Source organism: Paenibacillus phyllosphaerae (genome assembly GCF_014192105.1).
GTDB classification, from domain to species: Bacteria; Bacillota; Bacilli; order Paenibacillales; family Paenibacillaceae; genus Paenibacillus_Z; species Paenibacillus_Z phyllosphaerae.
This window is the reverse complement of the sequence record NZ_JACHXK010000015.1, coordinates 13,219-38,635: the sequence shown is the minus strand read 5'-3', so window position 1 is coordinate 38,635 and position 25,417 is coordinate 13,219. Positions and strand designations below refer to the sequence as shown.

Below are 25,417 nucleotides of genomic sequence, written 5' to 3'. Positions count from 1 at the left end.
TGTTATCCTCCTGCGATGGCCTGCATAATTTCTTGCTGGCTGATCTCTTCTTCCTGAATCTCCTTCACCTTGCGACGGTCGCGCAGCACGGCGATCCGGTCGCTCACCCGCGCAACTTCCTCGAGTTCCGAGGAGATGAACAGGAATGACATCCCCTGCTGCGACAAGTTAAGCACCAGCTTCTGGATCTCGGCCTTCGCGCCGACATCGATGCCCCGCGTCGGCTCGTCGAGAATGAGCAGCTTCGGATTCGTCAGCAGCCAGCGCGCCAGCAGCACTTTCTGCTGATTGCCGCCGCTTAAGTTCTTAATGAGATGCTCGGGATTCTTCGGGTTAATATTTAACGCCTTAATATACTCGTCCGCGATCTCATCCTGCTTCTTGCGCGGAATGCGGTTGAACCAGCCCCGCGTCGCTTGCAGCGCGAGAATAATGTTCTCCCGAATCGTCAGATCGTCGATGATTCCCTCCGTCTTGCGATTCTCCGAGCAGAACGCGATGCCGCGGTCGATCGCTTCGCGCGGGGAATGGACGCCTTGGCCTGCGCCATGGACGGTCAGTCCGCCTTGATCGGCCTTATCCGCGCCGAAGAACAAGCGCGCCGTCTCCGTGCGTCCCGAGCCGAGCAGCCCGGCAAGACCGACGACCTCGCCTTTGTGAATCTTCAGATTGAACGGCTCGATTGAGCCTTTGCGGCCAAGTCCGGATGCTTCCACCATCACTTCTTGGTTCGCGAACTTCTTGCTTTCCGCCGACTTTGGCAGCTCTTCGAGCAGATTCAGCTCTTTGCCGATCATCTTCGATACCAGATCTATGCGGGATAAATCCTTCGCCATGTACTCGCCGATCAGCTCGCCATTGCGAAGAATGGTTATTCGATCCGAAATTTCATACACCTGATCGAGGAAGTGCGTAACGAACAAGATCGCGAGCCCTTCGCTCTTCAGCTTGCGAATAATGCGGAACAACTGCCCGACCTCATTGCGGTCGAGGCTGGACGTAGGCTCATCGAGTATGAGCACTTTGGCCGAGATGTTGAGTGCCCGCGCGATGGCGATAAGCTGCTGGATTGCTACCGAATAGAAGTGCAGCGGCTGCGTCACGTCGATATGCAGATTGAGGCGCTCCTTTAGCAGCGCTTCCGCTCTTTGGTTCATTTCCTTCCAACGAATGCGGCCGAACTTCCGAGGCTCGCGGCCGATGAATATATTTTCCGCCACCGTTAAATTCGTGCAGAGGTTAACCTCCTGATACACCGTGCTGATGCCCGCGGATTGCGACTCTAGCGGACTGTGGATCGAGATCGGATGGCCTTCCATCGCAACCGACCCTTCATCAATGGAATATACGCCGGTCATCACCTTGATCAAGGTCGATTTGCCGGCACCATTCTCGCCCATTAAGGCATGCACCTCGCCGGGGAACAATCGGAAATCTACGTTCGTTAACGCTTTTACGCCGGGAAAAACTTTATGAATCCCCCTCATCTGCAGCAGCGCCTGAGGCTCACTCATGGTCTCCACTCCTCTATAGCGGGTGGAAGCCGCCACCCCTTGAACATAAGCTGCTCAAGTGTCGGAAAGCGGCTTCCCCGTTGCTCTTCTACTTCTATCAATCGCTTAAGTTTAGTATTGGCGGCTAGGCAGCGCTTCTTTGGCCTGCTCGGAAGTGAAAGTCGACTCGATCGTCACGATGCGCGGTTCAACCGGCTTGCCGTCGACGACATTCTGTACCGCTTCCATCAGCTGAGGCCCGAGCAGCGGGTTACACTCGACGATGAAGTTGATCTTGCCTTCGCTTGCCGCTTGCATGCCGTCTTTGACCGCATCGACGGAGATGATCTTGATGTCTACGCCCGGCTTGAGGCCGGCTGCTTCGATCGCTTGGATCGCGCCAAGCGCCATATCGTCGTTATGCGCATAGAGCACGTCGATATCTTTGTGCGCTTTCAGGAACGCCTGCATAACTTCCTTGCCTTTGGCACGCGTGAAATCGCCCGTCTGGGAAGCGATCACTTTGAGCTTGGAATTGGATTTAATGAGTTCTTCGAAGCCGGCTTTACGGTCGTTCGCCGGTGCGGAACCCGTCGTGCCTTGCAGCTCGACGATGTTGATGTCTTCCGCGCTGTCCTTGTATTGGTCGACGAGCCATTGGCCGGCTTTGCGTCCTTCTTCGACGAAGTCGGAACCGATGAACGTCACGTACAGCGATTTGTCGGCGGAGTCCACGGCACGGTCCGTCAGAATGACCGGGATGCCCGCATCCTTCGCTTCTTTCAATACCGTATCCCAACCAGATTCGACGACCGGCGAGAAGGCGATAACGTCAACCTTTTGCTGAATGAATGAACGGAGCGCTTTGATCTGGTTCTCTTGCTTCTGCTGCGCGTCGGAGAACTTCAGATCGAAGCCGACTTCCTTCGCCGTATCTTGGATCGATTTGGTGTTCGCCGTACGCCAGCCGCTCTCCGCGCCGACCTGGGAGAAACCGAGCGAGATCGTCTTGGATTCGCCGCCGCCGGAATTCCCGCCGGAGTTCGTTGTTTGCGCCGTATTCGTTGTCGTATTCGTGGAAGCCGGTTCCGCGTTGTTATTCGTATTGCTGCCGCCGCCGCAAGCCGTCGTGACTACCATTAATGTCGTGAATGCAATTGCCGCGCTCCATTTGCCGAACTTGTTCATTTGTTATTTCCTCCCCTTAGTTCACCATTTCGTTTGGCGTGCCCTCATTATAAATCGCTTACATTGGCCCGATATATGGATGCTCATATGCGTTCTTTTCGATTTTTTGTGCGGAATAGCCTGGATGCGATCGCTTGGTGTAATTTTTTATTTCATAGTTGTAATTTTGTTGGCGCTTTCATTCTAAGCGGCTTTCTCTGCTATAATAAAGCCTAGCAATGCCTATATCCGGCCGGAAAGGAACCGTCACGTCCATGACCGTATTTCAATGGATCTCTTCCAGTCTTCGCGCCAAACTGCTGACGATGTTCGTCATCCTAACGGCCGTTCCGCTCGTGTTCGTCGGACTCGTCTCTTATCAGAAGTCCTATCAATCGATCTCCGAGCACAGCAAGGCGTCCACGCTCCTTGCCGCGGATCAGCTCGCCCGCAATATCGACGTCTTATTCGAAGATACGCAGCGGCTGCTCGAATTCGGGAAGAACCCGCAGGTGCTCCACTTCCTATTCTCCCAGTCGGAAACCTATGATGAAGCGAAAGATATTCTCCAGACTTTCGCGCTCTATCGGGAGACGTACAAATACGAGAATGTCCTGAATATCTCGATGATCAACCTCTATGGCAAAGGAATCAGCGAGCGTAAGGGCGTATTCCAATTCGACCTCAATCCGCTGCGCAACCCGCACTTTCAGACCCTCATGCAATCGCCGGATACGATTTTGAAAATACCGCCTTCCTCCCATTCGGAGTATGACCGTCTCGACGGCTTCACCTACCCGGATAAGAACGTCATCTCCATTATGGCTGCCATCAAGCAGCAGATTACGCATGAAGTGATCGGGTTTATCGTCATTGATCTGGACGATTCCGTCATTGAGCAATTCTGCAATAGCACCATCATCGGCAAGACCGGCTTCTTCTTCATTCAAGATCCGGACGGGCAGCCGATCTACGTGCCGCCTGTCGATGAGGCCGCCGCCAAGATTCTTGCGTCCACGCCGCCGGCCACCTGGGGCAATCCGGACCGGGACAGCTTCGTCCTCCCTACCGATGGCAAGCCGTTCTTCGTCGTCCATACGGCGAGCGAGTCGACCGGCTGGAACATCGTCGGCTTGGCCCCGCTCCAGGAAATCGTGGCCGAAGCCCAGAGCATCCGGCAGCTCATTATCGTCACCGTGATCCTGACCGCGATCTTTGCCATCACGCTGTACTTCTTCCTGACCCAACGGCTCGTTCGTCCCGTTCGGCTGCTGCAGAGCAAGATGCGCCAAGCGGCGAGCGGCTATCTGGAGGCAAAAGTCAAATCGACGGGCAAGGACGAGATCGGCGACCTCGGCAACAGCTTCAACATCATGCTCGAGAAGATCAAGGTGCTGCTCGAGAACAGCATCAAGGAGCAGGAGCAGCTGCAGAAGGCGGAGCTGCGGACGCTGCAGGCGCAGATCCATCCGCATTTCTTGTACAACACGCTCGACTCGATCGTCTGGATGGCCGAAGCCGGCAAGAATGAGAGCGTTGTCAAGCTCGTAAAGGCGCTATCGCAATTTTTCCGGCTCAGCCTCAATAAAGGCCGCGACTGGATCTCGATCAAGACCGAGCTCGAGCACGGTCAAAGTTACCTGGTCATTCAACAGATGCGATACCGCGATATTCTGGATTACGACATTCGCGTGCCGGATGAGCTGAAGCCCTACGCCATCTTGAAGATGACGCTCCAGCCGCTGATCGAGAACGCCATCTATCACGGCATTAAGAATAAACGAGGTAAAGGATTAGTCACGATCGACGGTTATATCGAGAATGACCGCAATATCGTGCTGATCGTCGAGGATAACGGGGCCGGCATGAAGCCGGAGCGGCTCGCTTACCTTAGAGAGAAACTCGATTCGCCCATTGCCGCGGCAGACGAATCGCAGGACGGCTCCGAGGGCGGGTTCGGCCTGCAGAACGTGCATCAGCGGCTTCGGCTCTATTTTGGCAGCCCATACGGCGTTGAACTGGAAAGCACAGAGGGCGTCGGCTCTCGCGTGTCCATTCGGATACCCAAAAAATAAAAGGGGGGTATGACCAATGAAAAAAGTGATGCTGGTCGACGATGAAATCTTGATCCGGGAGAATATCCGGGATTGCGTCAATTGGGAGCAGGAAGGCTTCGTCTATTGCGGCGACGCGCCGGACGGGGAGATCGCCCTGCCGCTCATCGAGCAATGGAAGCCCGATATCCTCATTACCGATATCCGGATGCCGTTCATGAACGGGCTGGAGTTGTGCGCCATCGTTCGTCAACGCATGCCGGAGATGAAGATCGTCATTATGAGCGGCCATGACGAGTTCCAATATGCCCAAGCCGCGATTCGGCTCGGCGTGGAAGATTATTGCTTGAAGCCGGTCAGCGCTTCCGATCTCGTCGCTCTCCTGCACAAGCTGAGCGCCCGGATCGATCAGGAACGGCTGGAGAAGAAGAAGAATGCCTATTCCGCCGAGAAGCTGCTATCGGATCTATGCGGGGGATTGATCACGACGTCCGAAGCGATCGAAGCGGCGGCCAGCATGAATCTGCATCTGACGGCGCGCTACTATGCCGTCGTCATCTTCGATATTCGCAGCCATGAGCTAGCCTCCTATCCAGACCGTCACGCAGCTGCCCAGCAGATCGACCAAGCGCTCAGCCAACGGCTCGACGGCATGCCGGATGGCCTGTTCTTCAAGCGCAGCCGGACGGAGACCGTCTGGATTCTGAAGAACGCCTCGGACGCGCTGCTGGCGGAGACGGTTTTCGGAGCAGCCGAACAGATCCGTACCGAGCTTGAAAACCTCTATCGCTGCGACATCTCCGTCGGGATCGGCAGCGTGCAGGATCGGCTGCAAGGTATCCACACCTCTTTCCTGGAGGCGGACGAGGATAAGAACTTGCAGCGGCTGTATATGCAGAACAAGTCGCAGCTGTGGGAGCTGGCCGGCGATTCGTCGATCGGCAATGTGCTGCTCAACCGCAGCTCCTTCATGGAGTTCGTGAAGATCGGCTCGCCTTCGCAGCTGGGTACGTTCCTCCCCCAATTCGCCGATGAGCTGAAGCAGATGAATTGGAAGGCATCGATGTACGGCTATTATCTGCTCAACGATCTGACGCTCGAAGCATTCAAGGCGGCCAAGCAAGCGTTCAAGGCAGGCGATAATGTGGCGGAGACGATCGAAGAGCTGCAGCATGCGATTAAGCGGATCAAGAACTGGGACGACAGCTTAAACTACTTGAAGACGCTGCTCGAGAAGTTGTGGAGCTGGCGGTCCGAAGGCTCGGACAAATACGGCGACATGATCGCGAAGGTCAAGGCGTACATCCAGGCCAATTACAACAACGAGAAGCTGTCGCTGCAGGACGTTGCCAAGCAAGTGCTCGTCAGCCAGAGCCACTTAAGCAAAGTGTTCAGCCAGGAGACCGGTCAGACGTTGACGGAATACCTCACGCAGACCCGGATCCGCAAGGCGATGGAGCTGCTGAAGACGACGCGGGACAAAACGTTCGAGATCGCATTCGCGGTCGGCTACAACGACCAGCACTATTTCTCCAACTTGTTCAAAAAGGTAACGGGCATGACGCCGATGGAATACAGGCGCCAGGGGACGCCGGAAGAGAAGCGCCCCTCTGCCGATCGGGACATTCAGAATGCCCGGAGGGATCTATGGGCGTGAAGAGACGAGGCCATCTCCGCTTGCTGAGCGCGCTGATGGTCATGCTGCTCATCTTGGCCGGCTGTGAGGGCGCTGCCGGCGGGGATAACGCAAGCAAGGCAAGCGGAGATCAGATCGGCAATTCTTCTGACCATGCAGCCGGCAAACCGGGTGAGAATACGGCCGATTCGCAGCTTACCCCTGCCGATCCCGCCAAAACCTACGAGTCGCGGACGCTCGGCATCATCTACCCGATGGCTAACTCCACCTATGAGAGCATCACCCAGCATGCCGAGGAAACGGCGGCTAAATATAATGCCAAGCTGCTCGTGCAAGCGCCGGATGAAGCGAATCTCGAGCAGCAGATCCGGATTATGGAGACGATGATCAAGCAGAAGCTCGATGGCATCGCGATCGATCCGGTGGATGCCGATGCGCTCACCCCCGTTATTAACAAGGCGGTGGCCAGCGGCATCCCGGTCATCTGCTTCGAATCCGACTCGCCCCGCAGCAATCGGCTCGCCTATGTGGGGGCGGATAACTATGAGACCGGCCGGAGGATGGGCATACTGACCGATCAACTGCTCGATGGCGAAGGCATGGTGCTCGTCGAGACGGGCATGTCCCAGATGCACAGCTTGACCCAGCGGCTCGAGGGGCTGCTCCATTACCTGAACGAGCATACGAAGATCGACGTGCTCGAAGTCCGCTACAACGAAGGCAGCGAGACCCGCGCCATGACGGAGCTGGAGACGATGATCGACGGCCACCCTCACTTCAACGCTTTTCTCGGCCTAGATTTTATTTCCGGCGCTTCGTCGGTCTTGATCTGGAAGGCGAAGGGACTTAAGCGGAATCTGATTACGCTGGGGTTGAATCCGGACGTGGAAGAAGGATTGCGGAACGGCCAAGTGACCGCGGCCATCTCCCAGAACGAGAGCAATTGGGGAGAGACGATCGTACAGACACTGGTGAAAGCAAGCGAAGGCGAAGCGATCGAACCGTTCATCGATACGGGGATTGTGGAGCTTATGCCTGCCGAGGAATGAGCTTAATCCAAGATTCAGCAGCCCTCTTAAGGAAGGTATTGACACACGAAGAGCTTAGCAGTGCCATTATGGCGAAGCTAAGCTCTCTTGTTTTTTGTCTACGGTTAAATCGTGTACGGCGAAGCTTCCATAGTCTCAGCTTCAGCGATGGCCTCCTCGAGCGTCATGCCGGTAAAATGCTGCGCGTGGAAGAAACGTCCGCTCTTGCGGTCGTCGATAAAAGCGCCGACCGCGATACCGGGAATGACGCTTTCTACCGCGTTCGGCGCATGCGGACCGCCAAGGTCTGTCCGGCACCAGCCCGGATCGGTCAAATTAAGCGTAACGTCCGTGCCTTCCAGACGGGAGGCCAGATCCTTCGTGAATTTGTCCAGTGCCGCTTTGCTCGCGGCATAGCCGGATTGTTCCGGTTCATTGCGAATCCCGCTGGTCGTGTTGATGACCCGCCCGAAGCCGCGCTCCAGCATTTTCGGAATGAGCCGGTTGCAAATGACGGCGGGAGCGATGAAGTTAATCCGGAAGCTTCGCTCGTAATCCTCGATAGGCGTGTGAAAGTAGTCGGTACGGTAGGCAATCTGGACGGCAGCGTTGTTGAACAGAATATCGACCTGCGTGCCGCGCGCTTCAATCTCATCCAGCATGGCCTCGACCTCATCCAGCCGTTCTAATTCCGCTTGAACGCTGTAAACCTGCACGCCGCATGCGCGTACTTCCTCCTCCAGTGCTTTCGTATGGGCAAGGTTCCGACTGTGCAAGATGAGATTGCAGCCCTGCTTGGCCATGAATATGGCAGTCTGCGCGCCGACACCCCGGCTTGCCCCTGTAATCAATGCCCATTTGCCTGCAGCGATCGTCGTCATAGGTTAGGTCACCTTTCTCTCGTTCGTTATGGTAGTAGATTGGTTTTATCATAAGTGCTTTCCCCGCTCAGTATAAGTGTGAACGCGCGTTTACGCAAGTGGCAGAACGATTGCCCTTACACTCTAGCGTATATCGCCTTCTTGTATAAACACGCGTTTATACGTATACTACAAAGAGATTCAGCTTAACTCTGCGACCAATAATGTTGGATGGGAAGGATGATGGCAGCATGCGATTGGGCGGTCAAGTATTCCTCGATCAACCTACACCCGAGAGCTGGGCGCAAGCCCTCCGGCAAGCCGGCTTTCGCGCCGCGACTTGTCCGGTTCAGGACGAGAACGATGCGGATTTAGCCGATTATGTTCGTATGGCTGCTCGGCACGATATTATCATCTCCGAGGTGGGCGCTTGGAGCAATCCGATCAGCCGAGACGACGACACTCGCCGGCAAGCGATCGATTATTGCATCCGCCGCCTGACGTTGGCGGAGACGATCGGCGCGAGATGCTGCGTGAACATTGCCGGCTCCCGCGGCCAGCAATGGGATGGGCCGGACCCGGATAATTTCAGCGACGAGACCTTCGAGATGATCGTCGAGACAACCCGGCATATTATCGATGCGGTGCAACCGGAGCGAACCGTATTCGCGCTTGAGATGATGCCGTGGGTATACCCGGACTCCGCCGACACGTACCTCGCGTTATTAAAGGCGATCGACCGCAAAGGATTCGGCGTCCATTTTGACCCGGTCAACATCATTAGCAGCCCGCGCTCTTATTATCGCAACGGCGAGATCATTCGCGACTTCATCGCCAAGCTCGGCCCTTATATCCGGAACTGCCATGCCAAGGACACTTTGCTGCGCGGCCACCTCTCCGTTCATCTGGACGAAGTGATCCCGGGGCAAGGCAACCTGGATTATCGGACGTTCCTAACGGAGCTGAGCAAGCTGGATCCGGATACTCCGCTTATGATCGAGCATTTGTCTACGAACGAAGCTTATCGGCAAGCGGCCGATTATATCCGTCAGACCGCGGCGGAGCTGCATATTGCTTTATAGAACGACAAACACCCCTTATAGTCGGACATTGCGCAAACACTTACGTGTTCGTACAAGTCCAAAATAAGGGGTGCGCTTCATCGGCGGGAAGAATATCTTCACGCTTAAGATTGTCCATAGACGAAGGAGACGCGGCTTCGTTGCCGCTCCAATCCCTGAGCCTCCCGCTCACGCGGGTCTCAGCAATCGTCTGCAAGCTATAATATGTTCAATCGATCATTACAAGGTAAGAGGCAAGCCTTCGGAATATGACGAAGCATGCCTGCATTGGCATTGCGAGCAGAAGACGCCATTGTCGCTGCCCTCACTTCATTCCTCGCTTACGTCTGAAGAAGTTGCTAGTTCTATACTCAATATATATCGTTCTACGATCTTTTTCAACCCTTTTATGTGAGATAACCGAACACAATTTGAGTTAGCTTGTCCCTTCCAATGTCCGCCCCTCATACTGCCTTCATCAGTTCCGCTCATGGCCATTCGTTCCGAACTCCGCAAATTGCTCGCTCTGCACAATATCGAGCAGTCCCGCCCGCTTCAGCTCGTCGCGGTGGATCTCGGACAATTCCTCGAGCAGCGCCATCCCTTGCTCGGTCAGATGGATAAAGATGCTGCGGCGATCCTTCTCATTCGGCGAACGCTTCACCAGTTCCAGCTCCTCGCATCGCTGGATGAGCTCCAGACAAGCGTGCGGCGTAATCTGCAGCCGCTCGGCCAGCTCCTTCGGCGTAGCGTAATCGCGTTCCGGGAAGCCCATGATCGCAAGCATCAGCTGGTGGTACTGCGGCGTCAATCCCTTCTGGCGCGCCGCTTCCTCGCTGAACCGAATGAATTTGCGAATCCGATATCGGAATGAAGCCAACTGTTCATATACACTTTTCGGCAACCGGTTCTTCTCCATGATGTTCTCCTCTCAAGCAGCTAACTCCCCTTAGTGTAGATCATTTCGGGTGGAAGGACAACGAAGTTGCATCAGGGAACCTGCCATGACCGCCATAGCTTTACGTCTGTGACGCATCTTCTTGCTGCTGAGCCTCCTGAAAATATTGCAGCACGACCTCACGGAACGCCATCGCGGCCTTCGAGATATATCGGTTCTTGTGCGACAGCAGCGCGATCTCCCTGGCCAACTCGCAATCTTCCACCGTAAGATAATGGATCTTCTCCCGCGGATTACGGGCTGTGCCGGGGATAAAAGCGATGCCGATTCCCGCCTCGACCAGCGCGCTCAATCTGGCAGGCTCATCTCCCTCATAGACGTATTGAGGCGCGAAACCGACGGATTGGCATACCGCATCGACGAGATCGCGCGTACCGAACCCCCGCTTCACCCCAACGAACCATTCCTCGCTAAGCTCGCTTAAAGCGATCGACTTGCGGTCTGCGAGACGGTGCCCTTCGGGAACGGCGACGAGGATCGGATCGCTATACACGATCTGGCATTCCATATCTTCGTCTTGTATCGGAGGCGATGACAGGCACAGGTCGACCTCCCCCCTCTGCAGCTGCATAATCATGTCCTGCGTAGCCAGCATTTGGACATGGAATTGAACGTCCGGCATTTTCTCCCGGTATCTTCGCAAGATTGCGGGCAGCGCGCTTGCAGCGGTCACCGCCAATTTGAGCGTGCTTTGCTCCAGGCCGGACCGCTCTCTTACCTCCTGCCTTCCCTGGTCCAATTCGAGCAGCGCCCTCTCCGCGCGGCGAAGGAAGATGCGGCCGGATGCGTTCAACCGCAGCTTGCCTCCCGTTCGGTCGAACAGTAAGACGCCTAAGTCCTCCTCGAGCCGTTGAATCGTTTTGCTCAGCGACGATTGCGTCACGTGCAGGCTGCGCGCTGCTTCGGTCACATGTTCCAGCCGGGCGACCGTTATGAAATAGTGCAATTGAAGAAGCTCCATGAATGGTTAACCACCTTAATCATTCCTTCAAATCAATGCGATCATAACATAAAATGCGTTGGAGTAAATGATCGACTTTCTGTACGATATCGTTAATACGATTAAGGAGGAACTTATCCATGAATGCCCGCAGTTGGTGGCTGATCATAGCCGTAGGGTTTGGAATTCTGTTAAACCCGTTAAATTCTTCGATGGTATCGGTTGCGCTTCCCCGATTGCAGGACGAATTCCGGCTTGACTTTACGGTCGTATCCTGGATTATCTTCTCGTTCTATATCGCGAGCGCCATCGCGCAGCCCGTCATGGGCAAAGCCAGTGACGTCTTCGGCCGCAGAAGGATCTTTCTTGCCGGGCTGGCGGTCGCCTTCCTTGCCTCCATCTTCGCTCCGCTGTCAACGAACTTCGGCTGGCTAGTCGTCTTCCGAATCGTGCAATCGGTCGGCACCAGCATGATGGTGGCCGTCGGCATGGCGATCGTGCGCGTCCATATGACGAAGAAGCAAGGCACCGCGCTGTCGGTGCTGTCGATCTTCCTGTCCGGCGCTGCTGCGATCGGGCCATTTGTCGGCGGGGTGCTGCTCCACTTGTGGGATTGGCAAGGAATCTTCTGGATTAATCTGCCGTTCGTGGCGGCAAGCTTCGCGCTAGCATGGAAGACGATTCCGAAGGACGATACGCCGGCATCCGCTCTAAGCGGTAGGTCCCTGCGACAGTGGATGCAACAGATGGACGCTGCAGGCATCTTGCTGTTCGCGAGCGGTCTCATCGCCCTGCTCGTCGGATTGCTCCGGCTGACTTCTACCGGGCAAGCTTCCTTCTTCAACGTCGCCACCGGATTCGCCGGCCTCCTGTTGCTTGCCGCGTTCGTACGGCGGGAGTTCACGGTGGCGTCGCCTTTTATTCCGCTGCGTACGTTCGCGCAATACCCTGCAATGACGCGGGTCAATATCGAATTCATGCTCGTGAACGTGCTGTACTACTCGATATTCTTCGGTCTTCCTTCTTATCTGCAGCTGGTACGCCATGTCAGCGAATACCATACCGGACTCCTGATGTTAAGTTTGGGCTTATGCTCGCTCCTTGCTTCTCCCTTGGCTGGGCGTTGGATTGATAGATCCGGACCGCGGCCGGCCTTGCTGCTGTCTTCCGTGCTCATGACGGCAGGGTCATTGTGGATCGTGCTGCTTGATCAAGCGTCGCCGGTGATCAGCGTCTGTATAGCTTTAGCGGCTTTCGGCATTGGCAACGGACTTAATAATGTCGGCATGCAGGCCGCCCTGTTCGCAAGCTCGCCGAAAGAAATGATAGGGGTCGCCTCCGGATTGTTCAGCACATCCCGCTACATGGGAACCATTCTATCTTCCTTGCTGATTAGCCTCGTGATGGGCGGTACGTTCAGTTTCGGGGGATTCCGAATATTGGGAGCCATTCTAGCTATTATCGCAGTTTCATTGGTTGCCCTCAGCTGGCGTGGACGGAGCGCGGCGCAATTACAGAAGTCTTCTTGAAACGAAACCCGTGCGGACATAAGAAAAGCCCAACGGCTCCTGGATTAGAGGCTGTTGGGCTTGACGTTCGATGGTGGACTATAGAACTTGACGCAGCGCGTCCGCCCAATGCTGATAACCCCGATCCGTCAGATGGCAGAAGTCCGGAGCCGTCTCCGAAGACAGCGTACCGTCTTGCTCAAGCAATTGCGGGCCGATATCAATAAACGTATAATTCCGTTCACCGGCCAGCTTCGCGTAGAAGGAATTGATCCGGGCAATCTGTTCGCGGCGTGGATGATCCGGATGTTGTTCCCGCGGGAAAACAGCCATAATGACGATCCGCGCCCCCGGGACCAGCGTCTCTACCCGGTCACATATAGCCTTCAAGCCTTCGCCGATTTCCTCCGGCTCGTTCGCCCGCGCATTCTCCGTTTCGCTCGTATTGTTCGTGCCGATCAGGATGACGACCGTACGCGGCGACAGTCCTTTCAGCTGGCCATGATCAAGCCGCCACAACACATTCTGCGTGCGGTCCCAGCCGAAGCCCAGATTGAGAACTCTGTATGGGGCGAAGACGGAATTCCACGAATTCGGAGCCCCCTCCATTCCTGGCGTCCGTGGTTGTCCGCCCCAGAAATGCGTGATGGAATCGCCGATCAGCACCACCTCAGGGTTAATCGCAGCCTGCTCCTGCAGCACCTGCTCGTGCCGTTCCCACCAATCGTAGCAATCCTCTTCCAGCTTAGGCACCGGAATGATTGCCGTATTGGTCTCCTTCGCTTGTACCACTGTCCTTCATCCTCCCGTTCGTAGACGCTTCTCGTCTCCATGGATCGCAATCCTTGACCTAAGAAGAATTCAAGATGAGGCACAGGATATCCTTCCACTCTCCATGAAACAGGGAGCAAGCCTCATCGGCTGCCCCCTGTTTGGTTCGTACGGAATAGCACCTGCATCCGGCAAGTTAATTCTGCCAGACGTTAAATCGATTGCCATCCACATCCTTAAACCGGAACTGCAGGCCGCACGAGCCATTGTCCGTAATCGCTTCGACCGCCGCGCCATGCTCTCTCAGCGAGCTATGGAGCGTAACGATATCATCGGTCTCGAAAGTGAGGGAGAACATCTCGAAATCGTCGCCCTCCCAGTTGTCCGTCGTAAAATTGGCATTCGGCCTGTCTTTCGATTCAAGGAAAAAGATCCATTGCCCGCTGCCCATGATCAAGATGCTGTCATTCCGCTCGAACGGCTTCAAGCCTAGCGCCTGCATATACCATGCTCTCGCCCGGGGGAGATCCGACACCGGCAAATAGTTGCATAAGACGCCTTTGACAAGCGGCGACTTCTCCGTTTGAGGCGATTGCCTCGATTCCGTAACGGGTTGTTGTTCCAACTTAATCCCTCCTAATGTGAATTCATCATATAGACGAAGCACGAGTTCAAAGTCCGTCATGCCCACAGAAAAAAATTAGGTTAGCGAGCATGCACCGTAACGATTGCCGTCGGGGTCATAGAAAAGGATCTGCACCTGACCGGTTCCTTGTATGGTCTCCCGGAACGTCGGAACACCTTGTTCTTCCATCGCCTGCCGAAAATGATCCGCGTCGTCGATCATAAAGACGAGACCCGTATTCTTGGACGAAGAACGTTCCTGAAGGACCGCTTCGCTCACTTCGATCAAGAAGAGGCAATGTCCCGACGGCAGCATAACATGCCCATTGTGGTCGAGCGATAGGCCGAGGACGCGGACGAACCATTCCTTCGAGCGGGCTCTGTTCGAAACCGGAAGATAGAATTGACCGGCTTGTTTGACCAGTCTTTCCATGACTGGGCCCACCAGCTTGTCGGTAGCTTCGTGCCTTCGAAAATACGCGGCCCAATCCGACAAATGCCTCTCCTTCAATAGGTTGCGGCTCCGCCTCATTCGGCTTTCGACAGCCGCCACCGACAGATTGAGCATCCGCGCGATTTCGGGCATCTTGATTTCGCTCACGTAGTAAGACAGCAGGATGGTGCGGCTCGTCTGATCGAGCTGCTCCAACGCTTGCTTAACATCCAGACTCATTTCATGCCGAATCATCCCATCCTCCGCGTACCGTCTCTCTTCTCGGAGCGCAAGCTGCCCGAGCTCCTCTTGCATCTGGATTTTGCGGGCTATGGATCGCTTGTGGTCAATGGATTGGCGGAGCGCGATGGCATACAGCCAACTGCCGAATTTCTCGGGATGCCGGAGGCTCGTCAGATTACGGTGAGCTTTCACGAACGTTTCTTGCGCGATATCCTGAGCAAGATGGTAGTCCCGCAGCAGGTCATAAGCGATTGCGCATACCGCATTGGTATAGATGCGAACCAGCTCCGCGAAAGCTTCCATATCGCCGCCGGTCGCAGCCACGACAAGATTCGTCTCAGAGATGCTGGAAGCAGAACTGTTATTCAGGTGAATCTCCGTCATAGTCCCCCTCCAATCGGCAGTCATTTCTCAGCGAATCGCTTTCTTGAAATAATAATGGCTGCTCCCGGTCGGTGCATCATGGATCACTGCAATTTGCTCGTATCCCTGCTTCCGGTAAAATTCCGGGGCCTGGAAGCTGAACGTGTTGAGTTTGATCATCGTGCATCCTTTTTCTCTTGCGATCCGTTCAATCTCCTGCAATAAATATGTCCCGTATCCCAATCCTCTGCGAGACTCGTCGACCCACAGAATATCGACCTCAATCCAATTCCAGCACAGCGTAGACAGCATGCCGCCAACCACCTGGCCGTTGTCATCTTTGAGGCTTAAATTGATTTCTTCGTAACGTGAGCTTAATGCTTCGGGAACATGTTCCGCATTAAAAGCTATCAATCGGTTCCGAATATAGGCACTTTCCTCTTCGGTCCCTAATGCAATAACGGGTTTATTCGCCATACTCCGCCTCGCTTTCAGCGCCTTAGATTCATAGATCCTCTTAGTGAGCCATTAAGAGGGTTAAACGTTTGCAGCATACAACTTTAAGGGCATGCATGTTTCGTTTGGTATGGTGAGCACCGGTGTAATTATCATTCATTCACCTTGTTAGCGTTGGAACGATTTAATAAGATGATCGTGGAGACAACGCCAATAATGATATAAATAAGTACCATCCAAAAAGAAAACCGCATGGGATGTTCTGTCGCGGTAATCCATAGTGGCGGTGAACCTGAAGGCCAAGAGCTAGTCATATTGACATCGAATTGACTCTCGCGGTAAACAATCGCCCAAATTTGATAAATTTTCGATATGATATACCCGAGCACCCCGCCGAAAAATCCGCCTAAATAGTAATAAGGGTGAATTCTGGATAGCATGTTGCACCGCACCTACTTCATTTGAACTTGTTAAAGACTGACTTCTACTATTAACGAAACCTCGCTGTTAATATTTAATATGATAGTTCCATAGATTGTGTTTACGGAGGATCCTCATCATGGTGATTACTGAACGGCTGAAGAAGAAAATGCGAGTGCTTGAGATTCCGATCTGGGGTGGTTATCTGCGTTCGCAATGGGAAGCTCATTTTGCAGCTCATCTGAGCGAGCAAGACAAGGAGAACATATTCCTCAATGGTGACGGCGGCTATCTGTGGCATCTGTTCAGCTATCGTCGAACAGACTGTCTGGAGAAGGAAGAGGCCGTGCAAGCATTCATGCACGAATCTAAAGGGCCCTGTTTTCTTTTTTATCAACATTCGGATTATGCATTACGGCTTGAGCATGCAGCCAATCTGACCATCGACGATGTGAACAACCAATCGGATATCTATATCGTTTCGGCCGACTTTAGCTGGACTTTGGTGATTACGCACGAGAAGGACTGGCTTGGACCTTATTTCAGCCGCATCCCCCTTTAGCAGCCCGAACAAGTTACACCGCCCGCGGATTAAATCCCTTCACGATGAGCCAGAGCGGGAGAAGAATCTCAAATATCGCCCCCGGGATATACAGAACGCTGCCGATATCATGACCGGCGATTGCCAGACAACTGCTGGTTAACAATCCGATGTACCCGATGAAACCGATAATGGGCAAAAATCGCGGAACCAGCTTGGCGCGGTACAGCACATGGCAGAATAATAAGCTGCCGAGGCTTAGCACGACCATAGCCAGTTCGAAGAGCATAAAATGCGCATCTACCGCAATATTGGCTATTGTTTGGAACAAAGGACGCCCGGAAGCTTCCGCCGCCATATAATCTTCGCTGAACGCGATGAGTACGATCGGACCAACTAGGCTGATGATTAGAATGGCGGACTCAAGCATCCGGGAACCGAAGTATCCGAGCGCGAACGCCTCGTTATGCTTTTTTAACGCCGGGTACAGCAGCATCGCAATCCCCGCAACCGCTATAGCGTTAATCAGCTCCAACATCAATCCGCCGACTACCTTTGTTCGATCCGAATATAGATCAGCGAGAAATTCGGGCCGTTGGAGAACGGGATTCAGTAACCCGCTCCCGATTAAGAAAACCACCGTCGACACTAGAAAAAGTACCCCTGCCATCCTTGCCATGTTATCCACACCTAATCTCCCCTTCGCTCATGTTACCAAAATTATAGCGAAGGGAAATGAGGGACCGTAGACACTTTAGTGTGGTTTGTGCGGGTCTGGGAGCAGATTCAACTCCTGGGCACGGGCAATCGCTTCCGTGCGTCTTTGCACCCCGAGTTTCTCGAAAATTCTGCGGTTGTGCCCTTTGACCGTGTCCACGGCCAAGAAGAGTCGCTCGCCGATGTCCCGGTTGGACAGTCCCTTGGCGATGAGCGCCAGCACCTCGAGTTCGCGCCTGGATAGCGGCTCGACCAGGCCGCCTTTCAATTCAGGCCTAAGGTTCTTACGTACGCGCTCCAGACTAGCCCGCGCTTCGCGAAGTGCCGGAAGCGGCAGATCGCCGGCTAACCGAAGAGCTTCTTCGTAACAGTCCTCCGCCACGCGAGGGCTATTGTCCGCTTCTTCTATTTGGCCGAGCCCGATAAGAGACAGGACAGCCATCAGTTGGTGGCCCAACATGTGACTGTATGCAATAACTTCGTTATAAGCCTTGCGAGCTCCGTCATGGTCTCCCCGCCGCTGGCACGCGACGCCGAGCATCCATGCGGCCGATGTCCGCACATGGTAATTATCCGGGCGAAGGTATTCTAATGCGCGGCTGGCTTGTGTAATCACTTGGGCAATCTCTTGGCTTTCGTCCACCCAAGCCTCCTTCGCAGGGGCAATCAGGCCGATCAGGTCATCGGTCTTATCGTCATGTACCGTCATTTGCATCGACGCTTCGGCTGCCTGTAATTTCAGCTGAGCGCCATAAGGTTTAACGGCCAACATTAACGAGGCAACCGCTGCACGGGTTGCGGCAATCAGACCGAACAGATCTCGAATCCGGACGTCCTGATCGACGCCTCCCAGCGCTGCCTCGGCCGCTCGCAGCTTCTGTTCGACGTGCGTTGGCTTACCCGTTATCAGCAATACGGAGCCGTACATCACCCACAACGAGGGTCTGGCATCCAGTTCCGCGACAGGCAGCGATTCCAGCCATTTCAGCGAAAGCTCCGCTGCCCCTCGAAGATGCAGCGGCATCCCATCGCCTTCAAGCAGACGCGCGGCACGTGCCAGATCAACCGATTCTGTCGCATGACGAAAAGCTTCGATCTCGAAGCCGTGGCTTTCGTACCACGTACTTGCCCTTCCATGCAATTCCGCGATACCGCCTCTATCGAGATGATCCTGCAACCGCCTCTGCAAGGATTCGGCAAACAAGTGATGGTAGCGATACCACCGCCGTTCATGATCCAAGGGAATGACGAACAAGTTCTGACGTTCCAGATCAAGCAGCCGTTGCTTGCCCGACGTCGCGGGATCGGGAACGACAGCATCGACAAGGGAATCGCTCAGGCGGTCGAGAATCGAAGTCTGCATCAAGAACGATTGAACGGATTCCGGTTGCCGAAGCAGGACCTCTTCCACCAAATAATCCAGGACGAAATGGTGACTGCCAGCGATGGACTGCATGAACCGATCCGTCCCATGATCGCCCTGTATCGAGAGCGCGGCCAATTGCAAGCCGGCAATCCAGCCTTCCGTACGAGAAGCGAGCGCGACTATTTGGTCCGTGGGGAGATCAAGTCCCATGACCCCGTTTAGGAATCCTACGATCTCGGAAGAGCTAAATCTTAAGTCGGCTGCGCGCAACTCGGTTAACTGGTCACGAGCCCTTAACCGGGCCAAGGGAATAAGCGGATCCTCACGGGTAATCATCGCCAGGTGAATGGATGCGGGAAGATGGTCGAGCAGGAAGGTAACAGCCTCTTCGATGGGCTTCGAATGTGCGGTGTGATAATCGTCCAGGACGAGTATGAAAGGTGCCAAATCGGCGGCCTCCTGAAGAAGCGCCGCTAGCATCGACTCCGTATTCGGCGGCCCGGGCGATTGAAGGACCGTGAGAACGCCCTCTCCGATCTTCTCGTCAAGTGTCTGCAGGGAAGATATGAGACAGGACAGGAAGCGCGTAAGTTCGGTGTCTCCTTCCTCGAGTGATAGCCATGCAGCAGGCCGTCCGCAGTTGGCAATCCATTCGCCAACCAGAGTTGTTTTGCCATAACCGGCGGGGGCAGAGATAAGGGTTAATTTACGATACAAACCATTTCGAAGCTTATCGATTAACCGTTGTCGGAGAACGGTGTTGGGCCGACGCGGCGGTACATTGATTTTGGTTGCTAAGATGGGCGTAGACATAATCTCATCTTACCACCAGAAGTTTCCATCATCAACGGGAAGGCGCTGTGGTTAACGGCCTCTTGCCCCAATCCCCCCTTCAACTCATCGAAGGAGCGGATTTAGGTCTGTATCGATTCGATCGGCGACAAGCGTATAGAATTCCGGAAGCATCGGGTTCGCGGAGCTGGGGATTTCTTCGAATGTCCGTATCACAAGGGCTGCTGACGCGATTGCGCCTATAATGTCGCCAACCGTCCAGCTTCGCACCAATACCTTGCCTGTCTGGGAACGCTCATCTTCCGGCAATAACTTCGCAAAAGCGACTTCGCCTTCCCGCAGGTCAGTATCGAAATAATCGCCTGTCGGCTGCTTCAGATGATCGGTCCGGAGCCAAGCGCGGGCGAAAGGATGAAAGTCCGTCAGAATAAACCGGCCGCGAGGGGCCAATCTGCGGCGAACCACCGAGAAGATCGCATTCAAGTCCGTAAAATAATGCAGGACGCCGAACTCCATGAGCACGATATCGAATTCGCCTAGCGACTCCTCGTTCGGTATTGCCAGAACATCAGAGCAAATATAGCGGAGCTCGATACATGCCGCTTGAGCTACCTGCGTCGCATATAACCGGTTGTCCTCGGAGATGTCGACCACGGTGACATCCGCGCCCAGCATTGCCAAGGAAATCGCCTTACGTCCATGCGAGCCAAGAAGATTAAGGACTTTAATTCCCTTCGGATCGCCTATATATTTCAGCCAATAACGCAAATGATGCTTGTGGGTGAGCTTTAATGTTGCAGCCAGTTCGCTTGGTTCCCCGTACGCTTGTACCCACGCATCATAAGCCTTCGTTTCCCATGCAGCCTTGTTCACCCTTGCCAATTCCTCTTGCATCCTCTACCTCCTACTTGGATGGTTGATTGCGGCGTTAATTAGCCCGGATTTTAATTGTAAATATCTAGTAACCAACAAACAAGAGCCCTATATAAGGAAGTTATGATAATATTAAGCAATCATAGAGCGCCGTATATCGGATTCAAGTAACGAAAAGGAAGTGTCATATGAGGGCAAAACTTACAAGTCTTCTGCTTAGTCTCTGTTTGGTATTTACGCTGACTGATATCACGGCTGCGGCAGCCGCGGAGAAGCCGATTCAGCTGATTGTCAACGGAAAGCGAATCGAAGGGGCAAACCCGATTCTGCGGTCTGGCGTCATGTATGCACCTTATCGCCTCCTGTTCGAAGCAGTAGGCTTCAAAGTCGGGTACGACGCGCAAACCAAGGTGATGTCGGGAACGCTAGGAGAATCCAAGCTCTCTTTCTCCGCCGGCAGCTACCTGTTGGAATTCGACGGTAAGCTTCATTATCTAGATGGTCCGATTCCCGTCATTAACGGTCAGACTTATCTGCCGGTCCGAACCGTCGGAGAGCTTGCCGGTTATTCGGTCTATTACGATAAGCCATCTTCAACCTTGCGTATGACATACTATGGTCTCGGTCAAGAGGGGGCGATTCAGGCGCTTATGACGAACTATTACGGTTCGTTTAGCCCCAAATATTTGACGTCCGATAATATGGAGCTAGCCTACTACAATCTCTCTTACGATTATGAGGCGAACCAGCGGGTAAGCGAGGTCCCGACCCGGCAGTTCAAGGCAGACATCACCAAAAGGAAATGGATGTCATTCGATGAAGCCGTCATATGGGTGACGTACACGAATATTACGGACGTTCTGGAAGTGGAGAGCAAATGCACGCTTCACATTCGCAAAGAAAACGGGCAGTGGAAGATCGCCCGAACCAACTGGTACTTCTATCAAACCGAGCTGCCGGCCAATGCTGATCAATTGGCAGCAACGATCCTAACAAATCAGAAGGATAAGCAGCAGGCGGTGCTAGATGACCTTCACGCTTATTACGAAGCGTTGAACACGGAAGATTATGAGCGGGTGTTGGAATATACCTCGCCGAAGTTGATCCAAGAATGGAACGATGAGGTAGTCGGCGACATGACGTGGGAAGAGATGCACGAAGGGCTTTTCGACCTCACCGAGACGCGTTACAAGCTGTCTGGCGAGCGGGTCCTCTTCCTCGGTGAGAAGGAAGCGGTTATTCATGCGACGATGGATTGGAGCGATACGACGGAAGGCATAGCCGAAGGCGATTACGTATTTGACGTACTCATTACGCTAGATTACTCGAATGGCCATTGGACTTACTATGAGGACATCAGCCTCGATGATGATTATGACGACAGCGGGATCTTCGCAACTCAATAAGCAGTTGGGAAGTCAGCTGCAGGCGGAATCTATGTCCGCGGCTGACTTGCCTTCACGATTCCTTCTGAGCGATGTACCGCAGCAAGAACGCTCTGTCCTCCGGAAAGGCAAGCGGAAGCTCTTCTAACTGCGTAGCGGTTTTCCAAGCGATTTCATGGATAAGTCCATCCGGGTCTTGAAGGGTTGGCTCCCCGCCTACAATCTCAACCTCGAAATACGTGACATAGTACGCGATGGGGCCGAACGCCCCCGCTTTCCCCTGTAATTCTTGAATGACTTTGCACCGATAACCTGTCTCTTCAAAAACCTCTCGGATGCAACAATCCGCTAACGTTTCACCTTGTTCTTGTCCACCGGAAGGAACCGACCATCGCTTCTCCTCATCCGGCTTACCTTGCAAGATCATCAATAGCTGACCTTCGGCATTCATGCATACCCCTGCGGCACCGATCCACTCGTTCAAGGAACTCCCTCCTGCAACAATTCCGGATTTCCTTGATTTTACCATAAGCGTTCTCTTTTAACTCCGGAATTCCTCCCAACATCATCTTCGATACCAAACCGGCAATATTTACCGATCAACTAGACACACAATTGATTCAATGAGGACCTAGACCCTATCAAGTCTCGGTAGTATGATATGGAATGTCCGCGAGATGGGAAGGTGAATCGTCTTGTACGAGATTCGATTGTTACTGACCTGTCATAGCTTAAGAATCGCGGACGGAACATGTTTGGGAGGTACTTAGTTATGAAATTAGTCTCCGTCAGCGATCAGCAATTCGCTAGCGACAATTATGCGGGAATCTGTCCGGAGGCGTGGAGCGCCATGGAGATGGCCAACAGCGGCCATGCGGCAGCTTACGGGAATGATTATTGGACGCAGCGTTCGTCGGATTGTTTCCGGACGTTGTTCAACAAAGAGGATTGTGAAGTATTCTTCGTATTCAACGGTACGGCGGCCAACTCGCTTGCGCTGGCATCGCTGTGCCAATCCTATCATAGCGTCATCTGTTCGGATTTTGCTCATATCGAGACGGACGAATGCGGCGCTCCGGAATTTTTCTCGAATGGCTCGAAACTACTAGTCGCCAATACGCGAGACGGCAAGCTCACGCCTGCCGCGATTCGGGAAATCGCGAACAAACGGAAGGACATTCACTTCCCGAAACCCCGCGTGGTGACGATAACCCAGCCGACCGAAACCGGACTCGTCTATACCGTCGATGAAATCAAAGCCATCTCCGAGGCATGCCGGGAGCTGAATCTGCGCTTGCATATGGACGGAGCGCGTTTCGCGAATGCTTGCGCGTCCCTGGGCTGCGAACCGGCCGATATGACATGGAAGGCAGGCGTAGACGTGTTATGCTTCGGCGGCACGAAGAACGGCATGGCAGTTGGCGAGGCCATTATTTTCTTCAACCGCGAGCTAGCGGAGGATTTCGACTATCGGTGCAAACAGGCTGGCCAGTTGGCTTCCAAAATGCGCTTCCTCTCCGCTCCATGGATCGGCATGCTGGAGAGCGGCACCTGGCTGAAGAACGCCAATCACGCCAATAGCGCCGCACGCCGTCTGGCGAGCCAAATCGAAGACTTGCCGAACGTCGCGCTGATGTTTCCGGTCAACGCCAACGCCGTTTTCCTCGAAGCGCCTGAAGCTGTCTTAAGCCATCTTCGCGAGAAAGGCTGGAACTTCTACACCTTCATCGGCGGCGGCGCCCGCTTTATGTTTTCATGGGACGCCAGCTTGGAGCGAGTCGATGTACTGGCAGCAGACATTCGGGAATGCGCACTAGTAGGTCAGGTCTAGCATGTTTCGATGAAAGTGAAACAGGGAGCAGGAACCGCCGGATGCGGTATCTGCTCCCTGCACTTTTTAAGACTCAACTTCGATGATTCCTAATTCTTTCAGTTGATTCTGGTTTAAATCGCTTACTCGATCCAAAGAAATCCATTCGTAATGATCTAAACCTAGTTTCTGAGCAATTAGATAGGCTGGCGGATTCTCGTTGCTTATCTTATTGTCCGTAAAGTCGAAGACTTGCTCAAGATCGTCGGTGAGGTTACCTTGCAGCCTAATCATTTCTTGCAATAAATCAAGATCAAACAGCCTCTTCTCGATAAGCAGACTTTCTCCTGCCCAGTTAGCTTCATAATCGAACACAAGTTCATCTTTGTTGTAGATTTTGAATATCCACATATGATCTTCGAGATAGACATAATAGACAAGCAATCCGGGATTGAATTCACTAAGTATCTTGTCAACATCCCTCCCTCTATAATCAACGACGAATGTTACCCACCCATTCCGCTCACTGCAAACATAGCCCGACATTTCGACATCCATTAATAGAGTCGCTGCTTTGTTTGGATCCCAAGTCTTAAGATGAAAGCTCTCGCTAAATCCGCTCATGCCTGACCCCTCTCGATAATTTGTCTTATCGTTCTACTTAAATTTCTCCGGATGCTGTACGCGCATGGAATGTATTTCTCCGCAGCTTGTACAAATGGTTAGAATGATCGGCGATCCTGTGGCAAACAGAGATTTACTTGTCGGGAATGCACATCCTTGCCCCGAGGTTTCTCCCGTACCGAATGAGGTCCCGCCACACTTTTGGCATACGTCAACTTGTTCCATTACGCTTCCCCTTATCTATGGGTTATTCAGTGCCTTGATAGTCGCAAATGCGCCTTGAAAGTCTGACAACGAATCTCGATCCGGTTAGCCTTTAATATCCTTAAACCTTCACATCTTTAAGCAGCAACTCATACGCCATCTCAAAAGCCTGCTCGCTGTCTGCTTCGATATCTGGCACGACTCCCTTGCCTTCCCAGTTTCCTTTGGTGGTCGGGTTGATGACACGGCCATTCGGGATGAAAATCTGAAAATGATCGTTAATCCGGTGGCTGCCGCCCGGATTGGCTCCGCCGCCTGTCGTTTCGCCCACAATCGTGACTCTCCCGATCGCTTGTAGGCTGTAGGCGAACTCCTCGGCGCCTGACCACGTTCTCCGACTCGTCAAGAGATACACGGGTTTACCGGAACCGTACCGTTTTCCAGGCAAGTAAGGCAACGTCCAGAAGGACTGGGTTACATCATGAGAACGCCAATAAATATCGTTCAGATGCGTCGGCGGAATCGCCTCCAACAAGTAACTGGCGACTAACGCGACCATAAAGGATGATCCGCCCGAGTTGTTACGCAGATCGATCATTAATCCGTCCGTAGGTCCGATAAAATTCATCGCAGATGCGGCCGTGTCTCCTGCAAACTCGGGATATACGAATTCGTTAATAACGAGATAACCGATATTGCCCGGCAATCGTTCGACCTTAGCGAAGCCGTAGTTGTTGGCTTGGTCGCGCAGATTGATCTCTTCATCCCGGACAGGATCGGGCAATTGCATAGGCAAAGGCTGTTCACTGTAGACCAAACCCAGATGGGAATCGCGACTTATTTCCTTCAGAACTCCATTCATCTTCTTGGCAAGATCCGCCCCGCTATCCGCCTGATCAAACTCGCCTTCCCTCAGTTTCTCTGTCAGGGTCGCACTAAGCGTTGCCGCAGTGTCCGGACAAACATAGTGGTCTCGCAGCAGAGCAGTAATGGACTGAACCGTATCCGTTATTCCTTCTCCGTTCCGAATGAATATGTTCATGTAAGCCTCCTTTTACGCACATGGCGATATGGCTTGCTCATCCCCTCC

23 protein-coding genes and 1 pseudogene are annotated in these 25,417 nt (G+C 53.6%); 8 read left to right on the top strand and 16 right to left on the bottom strand.

Annotated elements, in window-relative coordinates; all coding sequences use genetic code 11:
* Window positions 1-2: 2 nt before the first annotated feature.
* Entirely contained in the window at window positions 3-1,514 is a 1,512-nt protein-coding gene (locus FHS18_RS24370) for a sugar ABC transporter ATP-binding protein (RefSeq protein ID WP_183602996.1), read from the bottom strand.
* A 111-nt stretch (window positions 1,515-1,625) separates the two neighbouring features.
* Window positions 1,626-2,681, bottom strand: coding sequence for an ABC transporter substrate-binding protein (locus tag FHS18_RS24365; RefSeq protein ID WP_221401443.1), 1,056 nt, complete (start codon window positions 2,679-2,681; stop codon window positions 1,626-1,628).
* A gap of 254 nt (window positions 2,682-2,935) precedes the next feature.
* Here FHS18_RS24365 and FHS18_RS24360 point away from each other — a divergent pair, with 254 nt between their 5' ends.
* The 3 genes from FHS18_RS24360 to FHS18_RS24350 are packed head-to-tail and all read left to right on the top strand — an operon-like array spanning window position 2,936 to window position 7,399.
* Window positions 2,936-4,735, top strand: coding sequence for a cache domain-containing sensor histidine kinase (locus FHS18_RS24360; RefSeq protein WP_183602995.1), 1,800 nt, complete (start codon window positions 2,936-2,938; stop codon window positions 4,733-4,735).
* 16 nt (window positions 4,736-4,751) lie between these two features.
* The gene (locus tag FHS18_RS24355) at window positions 4,752-6,371 is read left to right on the top strand and encodes a response regulator (RefSeq protein WP_183602994.1); all 1,620 of its coding nucleotides are present in this window, start codon (window positions 4,752-4,754) and stop codon (window positions 6,369-6,371) included.
* Window positions 6,368-7,399: a substrate-binding domain-containing protein gene (locus tag FHS18_RS24350; protein WP_183602993.1), complete on the top strand. Its 1,032-nt coding sequence runs from the start codon at window positions 6,368-6,370 to the stop codon at window positions 7,397-7,399. The genes FHS18_RS24355 and FHS18_RS24350 overlap by 4 nt, the downstream gene beginning before the upstream one ends.
* Window positions 7,400-7,503: 104 nt before the next feature.
* Here FHS18_RS24350 and FHS18_RS24345 read toward each other — a convergent pair whose 3' ends face one another.
* Window positions 7,504-8,259 (bottom strand): SDR family NAD(P)-dependent oxidoreductase, encoded by a 756-nt coding sequence (locus FHS18_RS24345; RefSeq protein WP_183602992.1) that lies wholly within the window; start codon window positions 8,257-8,259, stop codon window positions 7,504-7,506.
* Window positions 8,260-8,489: 230 nt separating this feature from the next.
* On the opposite strand from FHS18_RS24345, the gene FHS18_RS24340 reads away from it, so the two are divergent.
* Window positions 8,490-9,320, top strand: a complete 831-nt coding sequence (locus FHS18_RS24340) for a sugar phosphate isomerase/epimerase family protein (protein WP_183602991.1) — start codon at window positions 8,490-8,492, stop codon at window positions 9,318-9,320.
* Window positions 9,321-9,777: 457 nt separating this feature from the next.
* Here the strand turns inward: FHS18_RS24340 and FHS18_RS24335 are convergent, their stop codons facing one another.
* Window positions 9,778-10,218 carry a MarR family winged helix-turn-helix transcriptional regulator gene (locus tag FHS18_RS24335; RefSeq protein WP_183602990.1) on the bottom strand — a complete coding sequence of 147 codons (441 nt, stop codon included), beginning with the start codon at window positions 10,216-10,218 and terminating at the stop codon, window positions 9,778-9,780.
* A 100-nt stretch (window positions 10,219-10,318) separates the two neighbouring features.
* Window positions 10,319-11,218 carry a LysR family transcriptional regulator gene (locus tag FHS18_RS24330; RefSeq protein ID WP_183602989.1) on the bottom strand — a complete coding sequence of 300 codons (900 nt, stop codon included), beginning with the start codon at window positions 11,216-11,218 and terminating at the stop codon, window positions 10,319-10,321.
* A 119-nt stretch (window positions 11,219-11,337) separates the two neighbouring features.
* On the opposite strand from FHS18_RS24330, the gene FHS18_RS24325 reads away from it, so the two are divergent.
* Entirely contained in the window at window positions 11,338-12,726 is a 1,389-nt protein-coding gene (locus FHS18_RS24325) for an MFS transporter (RefSeq protein ID WP_183602988.1), read from the top strand.
* 78 nt (window positions 12,727-12,804) lie between these two features.
* Here FHS18_RS24325 and FHS18_RS24320 read toward each other — a convergent pair whose 3' ends face one another.
* The 4 genes from FHS18_RS24320 to FHS18_RS24305 form a co-directional block, all read right to left on the bottom strand.
* On the bottom strand, window positions 12,805-13,497 hold the full coding sequence (locus FHS18_RS24320; protein ID WP_343060661.1) for a GDSL-type esterase/lipase family protein: 693 nt from the start codon (window positions 13,495-13,497) through the stop codon (window positions 12,805-12,807).
* A 175-nt stretch (window positions 13,498-13,672) separates the two neighbouring features.
* Window positions 13,673-14,101 carry a VOC family protein gene (locus FHS18_RS24315; protein ID WP_246427881.1) on the bottom strand — a complete coding sequence of 143 codons (429 nt, stop codon included), beginning with the start codon at window positions 14,099-14,101 and terminating at the stop codon, window positions 13,673-13,675.
* 75 nt (window positions 14,102-14,176) lie between these two features.
* Window positions 14,177-15,160 carry a sigma-70 family RNA polymerase sigma factor gene (locus tag FHS18_RS24310; RefSeq protein ID WP_183602986.1) on the bottom strand — a complete coding sequence of 328 codons (984 nt, stop codon included), beginning with the start codon at window positions 15,158-15,160 and terminating at the stop codon, window positions 14,177-14,179.
* A 27-nt stretch (window positions 15,161-15,187) separates the two neighbouring features.
* On the bottom strand, window positions 15,188-15,616 hold the full coding sequence (locus FHS18_RS24305) for a GNAT family N-acetyltransferase (RefSeq protein WP_183602985.1): 429 nt from the start codon (window positions 15,614-15,616) through the stop codon (window positions 15,188-15,190).
* A 538-nt stretch (window positions 15,617-16,154) separates the two neighbouring features.
* On the opposite strand from FHS18_RS24305, the gene FHS18_RS24300 reads away from it, so the two are divergent.
* On the top strand, window positions 16,155-16,577 hold the full coding sequence (locus FHS18_RS24300) for a DUF4275 family protein (RefSeq protein ID WP_183602984.1): 423 nt from the start codon (window positions 16,155-16,157) through the stop codon (window positions 16,575-16,577).
* Window positions 16,578-16,590: 13 nt separating this feature from the next.
* Here FHS18_RS24300 and FHS18_RS24295 read toward each other — a convergent pair whose 3' ends face one another.
* From FHS18_RS24295 to FHS18_RS24285, 4 genes and pseudogenes are all read right to left on the bottom strand, one after another.
* Window positions 16,591-17,226 (bottom strand): DUF4386 domain-containing protein, encoded by a 636-nt coding sequence (locus tag FHS18_RS24295; protein WP_246427887.1) that lies wholly within the window; start codon window positions 17,224-17,226, stop codon window positions 16,591-16,593.
* 84 nt (window positions 17,227-17,310) lie between these two features.
* On the bottom strand, window positions 17,311-18,414 hold the full coding sequence (locus FHS18_RS35535; RefSeq protein ID WP_484549401.1) for a response regulator transcription factor: 1,104 nt from the start codon (window positions 18,412-18,414) through the stop codon (window positions 17,311-17,313).
* A 36-nt stretch (window positions 18,415-18,450) separates the two neighbouring features.
* Window positions 18,451-18,729 (bottom strand): annotated as a pseudogene (locus tag FHS18_RS35530) (winged helix-turn-helix domain-containing protein); the annotation flags it as partial.
* 807 nt (window positions 18,730-19,536) lie between these two features.
* Window positions 19,537-20,325 (bottom strand): class I SAM-dependent methyltransferase, encoded by a 789-nt coding sequence (locus FHS18_RS24285; RefSeq protein WP_183602981.1) that lies wholly within the window; start codon window positions 20,323-20,325, stop codon window positions 19,537-19,539.
* 167 nt (window positions 20,326-20,492) lie between these two features.
* Here FHS18_RS24285 and FHS18_RS24280 point away from each other — a divergent pair, with 167 nt between their 5' ends.
* Window positions 20,493-21,710, top strand: a complete 1,218-nt coding sequence (locus FHS18_RS24280) for a copper amine oxidase N-terminal domain-containing protein (protein ID WP_183602980.1) — start codon at window positions 20,493-20,495, stop codon at window positions 21,708-21,710.
* 52 nt (window positions 21,711-21,762) lie between these two features.
* Here the strand turns inward: FHS18_RS24280 and FHS18_RS24275 are convergent, their stop codons facing one another.
* The gene (locus tag FHS18_RS24275; protein WP_183602979.1) at window positions 21,763-22,173 is read right to left on the bottom strand and encodes an NUDIX hydrolase; all 411 of its coding nucleotides are present in this window, start codon (window positions 22,171-22,173) and stop codon (window positions 21,763-21,765) included.
* 288 nt (window positions 22,174-22,461) lie between these two features.
* Here FHS18_RS24275 and FHS18_RS24270 point away from each other — a divergent pair, with 288 nt between their 5' ends.
* Window positions 22,462-23,520, top strand: a complete 1,059-nt coding sequence (locus tag FHS18_RS24270; RefSeq protein WP_183602978.1) for a threonine aldolase family protein — start codon at window positions 22,462-22,464, stop codon at window positions 23,518-23,520.
* A 66-nt stretch (window positions 23,521-23,586) separates the two neighbouring features.
* Here the strand turns inward: FHS18_RS24270 and FHS18_RS24265 are convergent, their stop codons facing one another.
* Complete coding sequence (locus FHS18_RS24265) at window positions 23,587-24,123, bottom strand: hypothetical protein (protein ID WP_183602977.1); 537 nt, start codon at window positions 24,121-24,123, stop codon at window positions 23,587-23,589.
* Window positions 24,124-24,448: 325 nt separating this feature from the next.
* Entirely contained in the window at window positions 24,449-25,369 is a 921-nt protein-coding gene (locus FHS18_RS24260) for a S41 family peptidase (RefSeq protein WP_183602976.1), read from the bottom strand.
* Between the last annotated feature and the right edge of the window lie 48 nt (window positions 25,370-25,417).